The 13,782-nt window shown below is 69.7% G+C and carries 11 protein-coding genes; 6 read left to right on the top strand and 5 right to left on the bottom strand.

The window, feature by feature from the left end; all coding sequences use genetic code 11:
* Positions 1-76 precede the first annotated feature (76 nt).
* Positions 77-4,381 (bottom strand): translocation/assembly module TamB domain-containing protein, encoded by a 4,305-nt coding sequence (locus AB4851_RS20220; RefSeq protein WP_414451206.1) that lies wholly within the window; start codon positions 4,379-4,381, stop codon positions 77-79.
* Between the two features lie 22 nt (positions 4,382-4,403).
* Complete coding sequence (locus AB4851_RS20215; protein ID WP_414451901.1) at positions 4,404-6,086, bottom strand: autotransporter assembly complex protein TamA; 1,683 nt, start codon at positions 6,084-6,086, stop codon at positions 4,404-4,406.
* 377 nt (positions 6,087-6,463) lie between these two features.
* On the opposite strand from AB4851_RS20215, the gene AB4851_RS20210 reads away from it, so the two are divergent.
* From AB4851_RS20210 to panD, 4 genes are all read left to right on the top strand, one after another.
* Positions 6,464-6,652 carry a DUF3460 family protein gene (locus AB4851_RS20210; protein WP_414442820.1) on the top strand — a complete coding sequence of 63 codons (189 nt, stop codon included), beginning with the start codon at positions 6,464-6,466 and terminating at the stop codon, positions 6,650-6,652.
* Positions 6,653-6,656: 4 nt separating this feature from the next.
* Positions 6,657-7,523: a segregation and condensation protein A gene (locus AB4851_RS20205; RefSeq protein ID WP_414442821.1), complete on the top strand. Its 867-nt coding sequence runs from the start codon at positions 6,657-6,659 to the stop codon at positions 7,521-7,523.
* Between the two features lie 318 nt (positions 7,524-7,841).
* Positions 7,842-8,681: a pantoate--beta-alanine ligase gene (panC, locus tag AB4851_RS20200; RefSeq protein WP_414451205.1), complete on the top strand. Its 840-nt coding sequence runs from the start codon at positions 7,842-7,844 to the stop codon at positions 8,679-8,681.
* Positions 8,682-8,726: 45 nt separating this feature from the next.
* Complete coding sequence (gene panD / locus AB4851_RS20195) at positions 8,727-9,113, top strand: aspartate 1-decarboxylase (protein WP_414442823.1); 387 nt, start codon at positions 8,727-8,729, stop codon at positions 9,111-9,113.
* Positions 9,114-9,227: 114 nt separating this feature from the next.
* Here panD and AB4851_RS20190 read toward each other — a convergent pair whose 3' ends face one another.
* The 3 genes from AB4851_RS20190 to AB4851_RS20180 all read right to left on the bottom strand — a co-directional run bounded on the left by AB4851_RS20190 (position 9,228) and on the right by AB4851_RS20180 (position 12,202).
* Positions 9,228-9,869 carry a ParA family protein gene (locus AB4851_RS20190; protein WP_414442824.1) on the bottom strand — a complete coding sequence of 214 codons (642 nt, stop codon included), beginning with the start codon at positions 9,867-9,869 and terminating at the stop codon, positions 9,228-9,230.
* A gap of 270 nt (positions 9,870-10,139) precedes the next feature.
* The gene (locus AB4851_RS20185) at positions 10,140-10,571 is read right to left on the bottom strand and encodes a DoxX family protein (RefSeq protein ID WP_414451204.1); all 432 of its coding nucleotides are present in this window, start codon (positions 10,569-10,571) and stop codon (positions 10,140-10,142) included.
* A 119-nt stretch (positions 10,572-10,690) separates the two neighbouring features.
* Positions 10,691-12,202 carry a cobyric acid synthase gene (locus tag AB4851_RS20180; RefSeq protein WP_414451203.1) on the bottom strand — a complete coding sequence of 504 codons (1,512 nt, stop codon included), beginning with the start codon at positions 12,200-12,202 and terminating at the stop codon, positions 10,691-10,693.
* A 63-nt stretch (positions 12,203-12,265) separates the two neighbouring features.
* On the opposite strand from AB4851_RS20180, the gene cobU reads away from it, so the two are divergent.
* Positions 12,266-12,835: a bifunctional adenosylcobinamide kinase/adenosylcobinamide-phosphate guanylyltransferase gene (gene cobU / locus AB4851_RS20175; protein ID WP_414451202.1), complete on the top strand. Its 570-nt coding sequence runs from the start codon at positions 12,266-12,268 to the stop codon at positions 12,833-12,835.
* The gene (cbiB, locus tag AB4851_RS20170) at positions 12,829-13,773 is read left to right on the top strand and encodes an adenosylcobinamide-phosphate synthase CbiB (protein WP_414451201.1); all 945 of its coding nucleotides are present in this window, start codon (positions 12,829-12,831) and stop codon (positions 13,771-13,773) included. The genes cobU and cbiB overlap by 7 nt, the downstream gene beginning before the upstream one ends.
* The last annotated feature ends 9 nt before the right edge of the window (positions 13,774-13,782 follow it).

Genomic DNA, 13,782 nt, shown 5'->3' with positions numbered 1-13,782 from the left:
CGCCACGGCCGCGCGCCCCGGGACCACCCCGTCGCGCCGGCCCTGCAAAAAACCCGCTCGTCCCCGAGCGGGTTTTTTATTGCCTGCGCCCCCGCGCCCACCACCACTTGTCGAACCGCCGCGTGTAGTTCAGGTCCACGCCCTGGAACGTCCCGCCGTACGCCGACACGGCCCAGAACCGCGACAGGTTCAGCGTCGCCTTGAACGCGTTGCTGGCCGACTGCAGCCCCTGCTCGTAGCCGAGCACGAAGCGCTCGTTGATCGCCTTCGAGATCTGCACCACCTGCGGATCGGTCAGGCCCACGTCGCTGCGGCCCACCGTGAACTCGTCGAGCCCCACCGTCTGCGCGATGCGCTTGCCGCTCGCGCTGCCCAACAGCGCGAGCGCGGTGGTCATGGTGTTCTGCTGGCCGAGGTTGTTGCCGGTGTCGGTGCCATGGCCGAACAGCAGCCACGACAGCTTCTCGTTATCGGTCACGTTCGGCTCGGATACCAGCTTCGCGGTGGGCGCCTGCACGGTGCCGGTCACCTGCACGCCGGCTTCCACCTCCTGGTTGCGGCGCATCGCGAGGATGTTGATGCCGGGGTTCGAGATCGGCCCGTTGAACGTGAAGAAGCCATTTTCGATCGACAACTTGCGGCCGAACGTCGAGTAGGTCGAGCCTTCGGTCACGCGCACGTTGCCGACCGCGCGCAGCGGATTGCCCGGCGCGCTCATCACGGTGATGGTGCCGCGCAGGCCAAGATCGGCGCCGTGCCCCTTGAACCGGAAGCGGTCGCCGAGGTCGATGTCGATGTTGGCGCGCGGGCCGAGCGCGGGTGCGGGCTTGTCGGCAACCGACTTCGGCAGGCCGGCCGCGTTCTTCGATTCGCCCGGCACGGTGCCGTCGGGCCGCACGATCACGACGTCGTCGGACAGCGACGGCGCCGACGATTCGGGCAGGTCGAACAGCGCCTGGTCGACGGCGAACTTGCCGTCGATCGCGAGCTGGCCGCGCGGGCCGTCGTTCTTGATGCTGGCGCTGCCCGACAGCGACAGCTTGCGGTCGGGCGAGGCGAACAGTTCGAGCTTGTCGGCCACGATGCTGGCCTTCAGGTCGGGCGCGTTGCCGTCGAGCCGCACCTGGCCGAGCGCGCGCAGCGTGCCGTCGGCGCCGTGGAACTCCACCTGCTGGAACTCGACGAGATTGTCGGTCAGCTTGACGCGGATGATGCCGTCCTTCAACTGCACGCCCTGATCGACCACCGTGACCGACAGCTTGTCGCCGGTCAGGTCGCCCGACAGATCGGGCTTGGCCGGCGTGCCGGCCACCGTCAGCTTCAGCGCGGCGCGGCCATCGAACAGGTAGCTCGGCCCGAGCAGGCCGCCGGTGGTGCGCAGCGCGGGCACGTCGACGGCGATGTTGCCCGACAGCGGCCCGTTCTCGGCCACGCCGATGGTGCCGTCGTTCATCGCGAACGGGATGCCGAGCGTGGCGTCGGCGGTGCCGATCCGGCTTGCCTTCGCATGCAGCGTGGCGTTCAGGCGGTTGCCCGCGCCGAATTCGGCGCGCGCGTTCAGGTCGGTGATGCCGAGCGAGGCGATGCCGCGCCCGGCCTCGATCGTCACGTCGCCCGAGCGGCGGCGAATCTGCACATGCCCGCTGGCCGTATTGGCGAGCGACAGGTCCCAGTCGCCGTCGAGCACGAGATCGGTGCGCACGGGCGCGCGCTCGCCGGTCAGGAATTCGCGCACCTGCAACGCGCGCGCGATCGACAGGTTGGTCAGCGTGCCGGCCGTGCGCAGCGCGCCGTGATCGAGCACGAAGCTGCGCAGGTCGAGCACCGCGCCCTCGATCGTCAGCTTGCTGGCGCCGAGCACCACGCGGCCCGCGCCGGCCGACACGGTGAGCGGCGCGTCGAGCGATACCGCCGGCGTGCCGCGGTTGACGAGCTGCGAGACGGTGCCGTCCCAGCGGCTCGCGCCGCCCGCCTCGATCAGGCCGCCGGCCGCCGCCACGTGCAGGTTGATGACGCGGCCGTCGGCGCTGCCGAGCGCGGTGGCGTCGAGCGTGTGTTTCGCGCGCGTGCCGTCGAGCTTGGCCTTGACCGATTTCAGGTCGAGCGAGCCGAGCGCCAGGTCGTTCGCATCGACGCTGAACGCCAGCGCGCCGTTCGCGCCGTCGCGAATCTCGGCGCTGCCCTGCGCCGAGCCGATCCGGTTGCTGCCGATCACCACGCCGGTGGCGCGGTAGTCAGCGGCGAGGTTCGGGTGCGCGATGCTGCCGGTCAGCTCGCCGTGCGCCGACACCAGCCCTTGCAGGCCGAAGCCCAGGCGGTCGAGTTGCGGCGCGTCGATCGCGAAGCGCAGCCGGTCGCCGGGTGCGCCGAAGCTGCCGTTCAGCGAGACGCGATTGCCGGCCACCGACAGGTCGGCCGTGCTCGGCAGCAGGCGCATGCCGGCCACCTGCAAGGTGCCCTGCCCGGTCATCGGCACGCCGTCGTAGACGCTCTCGCCGAGCTTGAACTGAAGCTTGCTCGACAGCGCCGGCGCGAGCGCGCCGGTGGCGGTCAACGTGCCGTTCACGCGCGCATCGACCGGGCGGCCGACGGGCTTTGCCGCGGCCTTCACCGCCGGCTTGCCGCCCTTGGCGACCGGGGCGCTTTTGGCAGCCGGCGTCAGCGTCGAGAACGCCAGCGGGTTGAAATCGACGAGCGCGGCCTTGAGGTCGTAGCTCGACGTCTTGTCGTGCTTGAGCACGCCGCTCAGATCGACACGGCCCTTGCCGGCCGACACGCGCGCGCGCTTGATCGTGGTGGCGTTGGCGTCGGTCGTGACGTCGGCGCTCAGGCCGAGCGCGAGCTTCGGGTCCTTGAGATCGACGGTGGCGCGCTGCGAACCGTTGTCGAGCGTCACGGCGACCGGGCCGCCGAGCCGCATCGGCCGCACCGCGCTGGAGAACAGCGTCGGATCGAGGTCGGCGACGTTCAGGTCGAAGCGGCCGCGCGGCGAAGCCAGTGCGCCGCCGCCCGTCACGCTGCCGTTGCGCAGCAGGCGCAGCGCGAAATCGTCGATGCGTTGGGCGTGGGCGTCGAGATGGAGGTTCGCGTGGATGTCAACCAGCGGCAGCTTGCCTTCGGCCAGCGTGCCCGGCTTCGCGTTGACGATGGCGAGCTTGCCGACCACCACGAGCGCGTGCGAGTTCGCGGTGGCCGCGGCTTGAGACCCGCTGGCGCCGGAAGCAGGCTTGGCCGCCGCTTGTGATTGGACTTGTACCTTCCCAGCCGACGCAGCGCTGCCCGCCACAGTTGCGGACGCACCTGCCGAGGCTGCGGAAGCCCCGGAAGCCCCGGAAGCGCCAGAAGCCTCCGAAGCCATGATCGCCGCCAGCGCCTTCGCCGACACGCTGTCGTTCGCGTCCGCCGCCTCGCCCGCCGGGGCGAGATCGGCATGGATGCTCAGATCGGCCTCGGGCGCGCTCGGCACCAGCACACGCGGGTTCACGTGATCGAACGCCAGCGTGGCGCGCGTGAGCGGCACCGCGCCGAACGGCGCGGCCTCGAGATGCGCGCGCCCGGCCAGCTTCATCCCCGATGCGTCGAGATCGACGCCGAGCGCCTCCAGCGAGCCGGACAGCGTGGCATGCGCATCGACCTGCTCCTTCGACACCTTGCCCGAATACGTGGCCGCGCCTTCGATCGCGAACGGCCGCTGGCCGTCGAGCCGCGCGTTCGCGCTCACCGCGCCGAACGGCGTGTCGAGCCGCTCGACCGCCAGCGTATGGTGACGGCCGTCGCTGTCGCCGTGCAGCAGGAAATGCGACAGCTCGGTCGTGGAACCGGCCTGGTGGATGCGCAACGTATCGAAACGCACCTCGCGCAGCACCAGTTGCAGCGGCAGGTTCAGGTTCTGCGGCAGCACGGTCGGCGTGGTGCTCGGCGGCGACGGCACCACGCTCACGTCGATCGTGCCGGCCCGCAGGTAATCGAGCGTGAAGCGCAGCGGCGCGCGCGTCAGCGCCCAGCGCGCCTCCACCCGGTCGATCCGCACGTCGGTGCCCGTGCCGCCCGGCGACAGCCAGGCCAGCCTGTCGATCCGCACGCCGTGCGCGAGCGAGCCGCCTTCGAGCGTGCCGGCCAGCCGGCCGCCCAACACCGAGACCGCCGTGTTCCAGGCCAGCCGCGTACCGCGCTCGGTCAGCACGGCGGCGGCCAGCGCTCCCACCAGCAACACCACGAGCAGCACCAGCACGCCGGCCGTCCAGGCCAGCGCGCGGCCGAGCCGGCCCCGGCGCCGGTTCGATGCAGGCGGCTCGGTCGACGGCGGCTGCGGCGGCTCACCCGGTGGCGGGCCGCCCGGCGTGGCGCCGGCCGGCGGTACGGTGGAATCGTCCTTCGTCATGCTGGAATCCGGAAAACCCTGGTCAGAATGCAATGCCGAGCGTCAGGTACGGACGCACGCTGCGGTTGCGGATGCCGTAGGCCAGGTCGACATTGACCGGCCCCACGGGGCTGCGCCAGCGCGCGCCGACGCCCACGCCCTGATAGAACACCTTGTCGCCCCAATCGTCGGTCGCGGTGCCGAGATCGTAGAAGGTGGCCATGCCCCAATCGTGGTTGAACCAGTGCTGGTATTCGGCGGTGGCGGTCATCAGGTACTTGGTCGGCAGCACCGAGCCGTCGACGTTGTTGCCGATGCTCTGATAGCCGTAGCCGCGCACCGAGTTCGAGCCGCCCGCGCGGAACAGCAGCGAGGCCGGCACGCCGGCCGACCCGCCGCTCGTGAACACGCCGCCCAGCTCCGCGCGGAACAGCACCAGATCGCGCTTGCCGACCGGCAGGTATTGCTGGCCGCGTGCATAGCCGCGGATGAAGGTCTGGTCGGTCGCCACGCCCTTGATCGCGAAGCCGGCCTCGGCGTGGATCAGGTTGCCCGAGCGCGGGAACAGCGGATCGTCGACGTTGCGGCGCGTCCACGACCATTGCGGCACCAGCGCGCGGCTGGTGGTCGGGCCGGCGGCGTTCTGGTCGAGCCGGTCCTGGTAATACATGATCGAGTACGTGTAATCGATGTTCTGGCTGGTCTTGGTGCGCTGCACGCCGAGCCGCCCACTGTAGATCCGCACATCCGACACGTTGGTGTTGGTGTACGACGCCAGCACGCTGTTGGTCCACGCGTGCGGGCTCGGCGGCATCGACAGCTGCACCTGCCCGTATTGCTGGATCTGGTCGATGCGCCCCGAGATCTGCAGCGGCCAGGCGCGGCCGAACGTGTCGAGATAGGTGTACGAACCCTGCACGTGCGGCCCGGTGTCGGTGGCGTAACCCACCCCGCCGCGCACGCTGTTGTACGGATACTCGCTGACCTTCACGTGCACCGGCGTCTGGTCCGGCTTCGACGTGTCGTCACCGACATCGATCGCCACGCTCGCGTAATACGGCGTGTTCTGCAATTGCCGCTGCAGTTCGTTGATGCGCTGCACGTCGTAGATCTCGCCCACCCCGAGCGGATCGACGTTGTCGATGATCTGCCCCGGGTAGCGGCGCACGCCCGACACGTCGAGCTTGCCGATCGTGAAGGTCGGGCCGCTGTCGTACGTGACCGACAGCTTCGCCGTGCGCGTGCGCGGATCGATACGCGCCTGCGAGGCGAGGATCTTCGCGCCGAGATAGCGGCGCGCTTGCAATTGCCGCAGCGCCGCGTTCTTCGCGTCGTCCCAGCCCGACTGCGTGAACGGTTCGCCCTCGTGCAGCGAGAACGCCAGCCGCGCGGCCGTCTCCTGTTTCGGATCTTCGGTGCCCACCGGGCCGTGGAATTGCAGATCGACGCCCGACACGTCGGTTTGCGGCCCCGGATCGACCTTGATCGTTACCGAGCGCTTGCCGTCGCGCGTGCGCACGTCGGTCGACACCACCGGCGAGAAATAGCCGGCCGTGGCCGTCAGGTCGCGCACCTGTTGCGGCGTGGCGGTAATCAGAAACTCGAACTGATCGTCGGAGATATCGTCGCGCTTGGCGAAGCGCGACAGGTCGAGATGCTGCTTGAGCAGGCTGCGCACCGAGCGCGGCGCGTCGATGTTCACCTCGAACTTGGCCCAGGCCGGCATCGCGAACGCGGCGGCCAGGCAGCCGCCGAGCGTGAGCCTGGCCAGGCGCGGCAGCGACAGCAACGAAGGGGACGGCCGCAAGGCCGTGCGAGCGCATGCGGCCGCGCACCCGGCGCGACGCTCGTCTGGTGGAATGGCCAGCCCTGTCAAATACCGCCCCCTCGAGGATAGATCGGATAAAAGCCCACATTTGACCACAGCGCCATCGCGCTTCCGTGGGCAAAGCTTGAAAGATGTTCAAAAGTCCTGACGTTCGGGCAAGCTGCGCATTCGACGCGGATTGGCGCCGGCTGTTCCCGCGATGCGGTAAAATCCCGCCATCCCCACCTCGGGCGGCCCGCGAACGCGCGGCTGGCCTGTCCAGAACGGAATCCACCATGTCGTATCAGTCCGACGTCACGCAATTTCTGAACCAGCTCAAGCAACAGAAGCCGGCGCTCGAAGACGAACAGCGCAAGGGCCGCGCGCTGCTGTGGGACAAGCAGCCGATCGACCTCGACGAACGTTCGGCCCAGCAAACCTCGCGCGTCAAGCAAACGTCCTACGTCTACTACCAGAACTTCTGATCCCGTGAGCGCCGCCGACGAGGCCGCCCGGCCGGAAGACGCACTCGCCGCGCGCGCCGGCGTCGATACGACGCCCGACACGGTCGACGGCATCGCGGCCTTCGCGCGCCTGTACGGCGAGCCGCTCTTCAAGCTGCCGCAGGATCTCTACATCCCGCCCGATGCGCTCGAGGTGTTCCTCGAAACCTTCGAAGGCCCGCTCGACCTGCTGCTGTACCTGATCCGCAAGCAGAACTTCAACGTCCTCGACATTCCGATGGCCGAGGTCACCGCGCAGTATCTGGGCTACGTGGATCAAATCCGCGAGTCGAATCTCGAACTGGCGGCCGAATACCTGCTGATGGCCGCGATGCTCATCGAGATCAAGTCGCGCATGCTGCTGCCGGTCAAGAAGGCCGACACCGGCGACGAAGCCGAGGACCCGCGGGCCGAGCTGGTGCGCCGCCTGCTCGAATACGAGCAGATGAAGCTGGCCTCGCAGCGCCTCGACCAATTGCCGCAGCTCGGCCGCGATTTCCTGCGCGCCGATGTCTATATCGAGCAGAGCATCACGCCGCGCTTCCCCGACGTCGATTCGGACGACCTGCGCGCCGCCTGGGCCGACGTGCTCAAGCGCGCCAAGCTGGTTCAACATCACAAGATCTCGCGCGAGGAACTGTCGGTGCGCGAGCACATGAGCCTGATCCTGCGCCAGTTGCAGAACGTGCGCTTCATGGAGTTCGCCGAATTGTTCGACACCTCGCGCGGCGTGCGCGTGGTGGTGGTCAACTTCATCGCCATGCTCGAACTCGCGCGCGAATCGCTCATCGAAATCACCCAGCCCGAACCGTTCGCGCCGATCTACGTGCGGCTCGCGTACCTGCCCGCCTGAACCCTGCCGTCCCGCGCGGTGCGGCCGGCCCGGTTTCCGGGGCGGCCGACGTGCCCGGCGGCCTCGCCCCTGCCTCGTTCGATCCCGCGCCAGCCCCCGTTGCCCGGCCGCGAAACGCCGCGACGATCGGCCCATTCCTCGGCAAATAACAGAATAAAAAGCGAACGATCGTGCGTTTATCGATGCGTCGCAACGGCAAATCCTCTACAATCGCCGACGCTCGCCACCCCGCCCGGTCGCGGGCGAACCGTTCGATCACGACGCCGCGCCCCGCGCGGCGGCAACGCGCCACTCGCGCGAGGAACCGCCTTACCGATCATGAAAGTCATCAGCACGATCCAGGAGTTGCGCGACCAGTTGCGCGGCCAGAACCGGACGGCCTTCGTGCCGACCATGGGCAACCTGCACGAGGGCCACCTGTCGCTGATGCGGCTCGCGCGCCAGCACGGCGACCCGGTGGTCGCGAGCATCTTCGTGAACCGGCTGCAATTCGGCCCGAACGAGGATTTCGACAAATACCCGCGCACGCTCCAGGACGACATCGACAAGCTGCAGAACGAAGGCGTCTACGTGGTGTTCGCGCCGACCGAGCGCGATCTGTATCCGGAGCCGCAGGAATACCGCGTGCAGCCGCCCGACGACCTCGGCGGCATTCTGGAGGGCGAGTTCCGCCCCGGCTTCTTCACCGGCGTGTGCACCGTCGTCACCAAGCTGATGGCCTGCGTGCAGCCGAAGGTGGCCGTGTTCGGCAAGAAGGATTACCAGCAACTGATGATCGTGCGCCGCATGTGCCATCAGCTGGCGCTGCCGGTGGACATCGTGGCCGCCGAAACGGTGCGCGACGAGGACGGCCTCGCGATGTCCTCGCGCAACCGCTTCCTGTCGGCCGCCGAGCGCGCCGAGGCGCCCGAGCTGGCGCGGGCGCTGCACCAGGTGCGCGATGCGATGCTGGGCGGCACACGCGATATCGCCCGGGTCGAGACGGCCGCCCGCGAGGCGCTGGCCGCGCGCGGCTGGCAGCCCGACTACATCTCGGTGCGCCGCCGCGCCAACCTGGTCGCGCCCAGCGCCGAGCAGCTCGAAGCCGGCGAACCGCTGGTGGTGCTGGCCGCCGCCAAGCTGGGCGCCACGCGCCTCATCGACAACCTCGAAATCTGACGGCCGACGGCCGCCGTTTCTGCCCAACCCGCATCAGGACACGCCATGCAGCGTCACATGCTGAAATCGAAGATCCACCGCGCCACGGTCACGCACTGCGAGCTGCATTACGAAGGCTCGTGCGCGATCGACGAAGATTTGCTCGAAGCGTCGAACATCGTCGAAAACGAACGGATCGATATCTGGAACATCAACAACGGCGAGCGCTTCTCGACCTATGCGATCAAGGGCGAGCGCGGCAGCGGCATGATCTCGCTGAACGGTTCGGCCGCGCGGCGCGCGCAGCTCGGCGACCTGGTGATCATTGCCGCGTTCGCGGTGGTGGACGAGGCCGACCTGAAGGCCGGCTGGAAGCCGGACCTGGTGTTCGTCGACGAGGCCAACAAGATCAAGGGCAGCCGCGATCACGTCCCGACCCAGACCTGGACCTGAACCGGCGCGGTATTCGGCCGGCCGACCCGCCAAGAAAAAACCCGTCGTCCTCGCGGACGGCGGGTTTTTTGCTTTGTGGCGCGAAACACGCGGCGGCCGGCAAGCCGGCCCGGCTCAGTCGCCCTTGGCCGGTTTCGCCTGCGCCCACTCGACGATCGGCTGCCACTGTTCGAGATCCTTCTCGACGCGGCTCCGGGCGACATCCCACAGCGTCAGGCCATGCGCGGCGAGCTGGACGTAGTTCTGCGTGTCGCGCACGTAGCCGAGCACCGGCAGCTTCAGGCCCTCGACAAAGCGCTGGAGCTGCTCGGCCGAGCGCGTGCGCGCATCGACGCGCATGCCGACGATGCCGACCTGCACATGCCCCTTGCGCACGGCCTTTTCGGTGGCCAGGCGTTCGAGAAATTGCTGGGTCGCGAGAATATCGAACATCGACGGCTGGAGCGGCACGATCACCTTGTCGGCCAGATCGAGCGCGACGTCGAGCCGGTTGCCGTGCAGACCGGCCGGCGTGTCGATCACGGCGTATTCGAGGCCGCGCGGCGGCTTGGCCGGCGAGGAAGGATCCAGCGCCCAGGCCTCGATCGCCGGCAGCGTGGCCGGCCGCAGGCCGAGCCAGCCGTGCGAGGATTGCTGGCGATCGAGATCGGCCAGCGCCACCCAGGCGCCCTGGGCCGCGAAAAAGCCCGCCAGATTGGTGGACAGCGTGCTCTTGCCGACGCCGCCCTTCGGATTTGCCACCACGATCACCGTCATGTACACCCCCGGAATGCCACGCGGCGCCGGTGGGGGCGCCGCGAAAAGTTGCGGATACAGGGAGCGATGATATCGGCAAAACGCCCTGCACCGCGATGGCGCGAGGCGTTTTGCCGATCGGACGAGGCGCGGGCCGGCGAAGCGGGTGACGACGCCTGAGCTTCACGGCCCGGACAGCGAAGCGGGCGCCGACGCGTAAGCTTCACGGCCCAGCCGGCAAAGCGGGTGCCGACGCGTGAGCCTCAGGCCCGCCGCGCCGGCCCCGCCCGCTCAGGCCGCGTGCCGCGCCGCGGCCGGGTTCGCCCCGGCCCGCTTGCCGCCGAGCGCATAGGCGCCCGCACCGAGCAGCGCCTGCACCGCCAGCGCGGCCGCCCAGAACGCCGGGTATTCCCAGCCGCCGTTCGGCGACGCGAAGCCGAAGCCGTTCGGGAAATGCGCGTGCACGGCGCCGAGCATGAACGGCAGCAGCACGATCGCGGCGATCCGAACCTGAATACCGGTCAGCAGCGCGAGCCCGCCGAGCAATTCGACGGCCGTCGTCAGGTACGCCAGCCAGCCCGGCAGGCCGAGCGAGACGAAGAACTGCGCGGTGCCCGGCAGCGTGAACACGAACACCTTCTGGGCGACGTGGGCGAGATACCAGATGCCGAGCACCACGCGCAGCAGCGTGGCGCCAAGGTCGGCGGATCGGTTGGGATGCATGGCGAACTCCTGTTTCGGATGGGATGGAGCGAACTGTATTCGAACCATGGAAACCGAAAAATCGCCAACCAGACTTAAATTACTTCCCAAAAGGAATCAATCGAACCGCCACGCCAGCCTCAAGCAAATGCGCCGAACACGCGATCGAGATCGAGGTGCGCGCCGAGCGTATCGGCCAGCCGCTCGATCGACGCCTCGCGCAGCGCGGCCCAGTCCACCGCCTCGGCGCCATCGAGCCCGGCCCAGTCGAGCAGCGCGGCGCAGGCGGCCGGCGCATCGAACAGGCCGTGCACGTAGGTGGCAAGGATCTGGCCATCGGCCGAGCGCGCGCCGTCGCCGCGCACGCCGTGCTCGCCGTGCGCTTCGTCGAGCAGCAGCGCCGGCGCATCAAGCGCCGGACCGCGCGTCTCGCCCATATGGATCTCGTAGCCGGCCACGTTCGCGCCGCCGTCGGCCAGGTGGCCGGTGACGTTCACGAGCGTCTTGCGCGCCAGCAATTCGGTTTCGAAATCGAGCAGCCCGAGGCCTTCGACCCGGCCCGGTTCGCCCTCGACGCCGTGCGGATCGTCGATGCCGCGCCCGAGCATCTGCATCCCGCCGCAAATGCCGATCACCTTGCCGCCGTAGCGCAGGTGCCGCTTCAGCGCGGTATCCCAGCCGTTCGCGCGCAGCCATGCCAGATCGCGCTGCACGCTCTTGGAGCCGGGCAGGATCACCAGGTCGGCGGCCGGAATCGGGCCGCTCTTCCAGTAGCTGAAATCGACGCGCGGATGGGCGCGCAACGCGTCGTAATCGGTGTGGTTGCTGATGCGCGGCACGGCCGGCACCACCACCCGCAGCACCCCGGCCGCGCGGTCGGAGGCCTCGGTGCGCGCGAGGCTCGGCAGCATGTCCTCGGCGTCGAGCGCGAGCCCATGCAGATACGGCACCACGCCGAGCACCGGCTTGCCGGTTTGCGCCTCCAGCCAGTCGAGGCCGGGCTTCAGCAAGGCCGGATCGCCGCGAAAGCGGTTGATGACGAAGCCGCGCACGCGCGCGCGCTCGCTGTCGGACAGGCACGCGAGCGTGCCGAGCAGATGCGCGAACACCCCACCGCGATCGATGTCGGCCACCAGCACCACCGGGCAATCGACGCGCTCGGCGAACCCCATGTTGGCGATGTCGCCCTCGCGCAGGTTGATCTCGGCCGGGCTGCCCGCGCCTTCGACGATCACCGCGTCGTAGCCGCCGCGCAGGCGCCCGAACGATTCGAGCACCGCCTGGAAGGCCACCGGCTTGTAGGCGTGATAGGCCCGCGCGTCGAGATTGGCGCGCGCATGGCCGTGGATGATGACCTGCGAGCCGCGATCGCTGGTGGGCTTGAGCAGCACCGGGTTCAGGTCGGTATGCGCGGGAATGCCGGCGGCCAGCGCCTGCAGCGCCTGCGCGCGGCCGATCTCGCCGCCGTCCACCGTCACCGCGCTGTTGAGCGCCATGTTCTGCGGCTTGAACGGCGCGACGCGCCCGCCCGCACGCCGCACCAGCCGGCACAGCCCGGCCACCAGCGTGCTCTTGCCGGCATCGGAGGTGGTGCCCTGGATCATCAGCGCGCCGCGCGGAAACGGGGGAAGCGAGCGGTCGGGAGCGGTCATGGTGCGGGGCGGCCAGGCGGAAAGCGAAGGCCGCATTATCGCCCGCGCCGTTACAATCACGCGATGACTTCGCATGACCTCACCTTCGTCCTCGGCGGCGCGCGCTCCGGCAAGAGCGCCCACGCCGAGCGGCTCGCGGCCGACAGCGGCCGCGCCGTCACCTATGTCGCGACCGCGCGCACGGTCGGCGACGCCGAATTCGACACCCGCATCGCCCATCATCGCGCGCGCCGGCCCGCGGCCTGGGCGCTGATCGAGGCACCCGACACGCTGGCCGAGGCCGTCGCCGCGCTCGACGATCCGCACGGCTGCGTGCTGATCGACTGCCTGACGCTGTGGCTCGCCAACCTGCTGTGCCCGGCCGACTGCCTGGGCGTGGGCGTGGGCGTGGACGACGCCACGCTGCAGGCCCGCATCGGCGCGCTCGAAGCCGCGCTGCTCGCCTCGCGCGCACGCGTGATCGTGGTCAGCAACGAGATCGGGCTCGGCGTGGTGCCGCTCGGCGCCGAAACGCGCCGCTACGTCGACGAACTGGGCCGCCTGAACCAGCGCATCGCCGCGCTCGCCACGCGCGTGACGCTGGTGGTGGCGGGCCTGCCGATGGCCATCAAGGGCACGGAGCCGCGATGCTGATGCTCTCGTTGCCGGCCGTCGCGATCCTCGCCGTCGCCGCGTTTCTGGTGGACTGGCGGTTCGGCGAGCCGCGCCGCGCGCATCCGCTCGTGGCGTTCGGCAAGCTGGCGCAGGCGATCGAGGCGCGGCTCAATCAAGGCCGGCTCGGCCGCCCGTTCGGCGTCGCGGCCTGGTGCCTCGCCGTGCTGCCGCCGGTGCTGGCCGCGCTGCTGCTGATCGCCCTGCTGCCCTGGCCGTTCGCGGCGGCCGTGCACGTCGCGCTGCTGTGGTTCGCGCTCGGTGCGCGCAGCCTGACCGAACACATCGCGCCGATCGGCGTGGCGCTCGCGCGCGGCGATCTCGACGCGGCGCGCACGCTGACCGGCCGCATCGTCTCGCGCGACACGCGCGACGCCGATGCCTCGGCGCTGTCGCGCGCGGCCGTCGAATCGGCGCTGGAGAACGGCAACGACGCGATCTTCGGCGCGCTGTTCTGGTTCGCGTTGGCCGGCGGCCCGGGTGCGCTGATGTTCCGGCTCGCCAACACGCTCGATGCGATGTGGGGCTATCGCACGCCGCGCCTGCTGCGCTTCGGCTGGGCCGCCGCGCGCATCGACGACGCGCTGAACTGGGTGCCGGCCCGGCTGACGGCCGCGAGCTACGCGCTGCTCGGCGACACCGTCAACGCGTGGCGCTGCTGGCGCACCCAGGCGCGCCACTGGGACAGCCCGAACGCCGGCCCGGTGATGGCCGCGGGCGCGGGCAGCCTCAACGTGCTGCTCGGCGGGCCGGCCGTCTATCACGGCGAACTCGAATCGCGCCCGACGCTCGGCTCGGGCGAGCCGGCCGCGCCGGGACACGTGCGCGCGGCGTTATCGCTGGTGATGCGCACCGTCGTCCTCTGGCTCGCGCTGCTGCTCGCCTGCGCGGCGATCGCGGTCGCCACCCATCATGGCTGAGGCCCGGGC

It is taken from the genome of Burkholderia sp. 22PA0099 (assembly GCF_047497165.1).
Taxonomy (GTDB): Bacteria; Pseudomonadota; Gammaproteobacteria; order Burkholderiales; family Burkholderiaceae; genus Burkholderia.
Note: the sequence above shows the minus strand (reverse complement) of the source record. Positions and strands in the feature narration are given on the sequence as shown.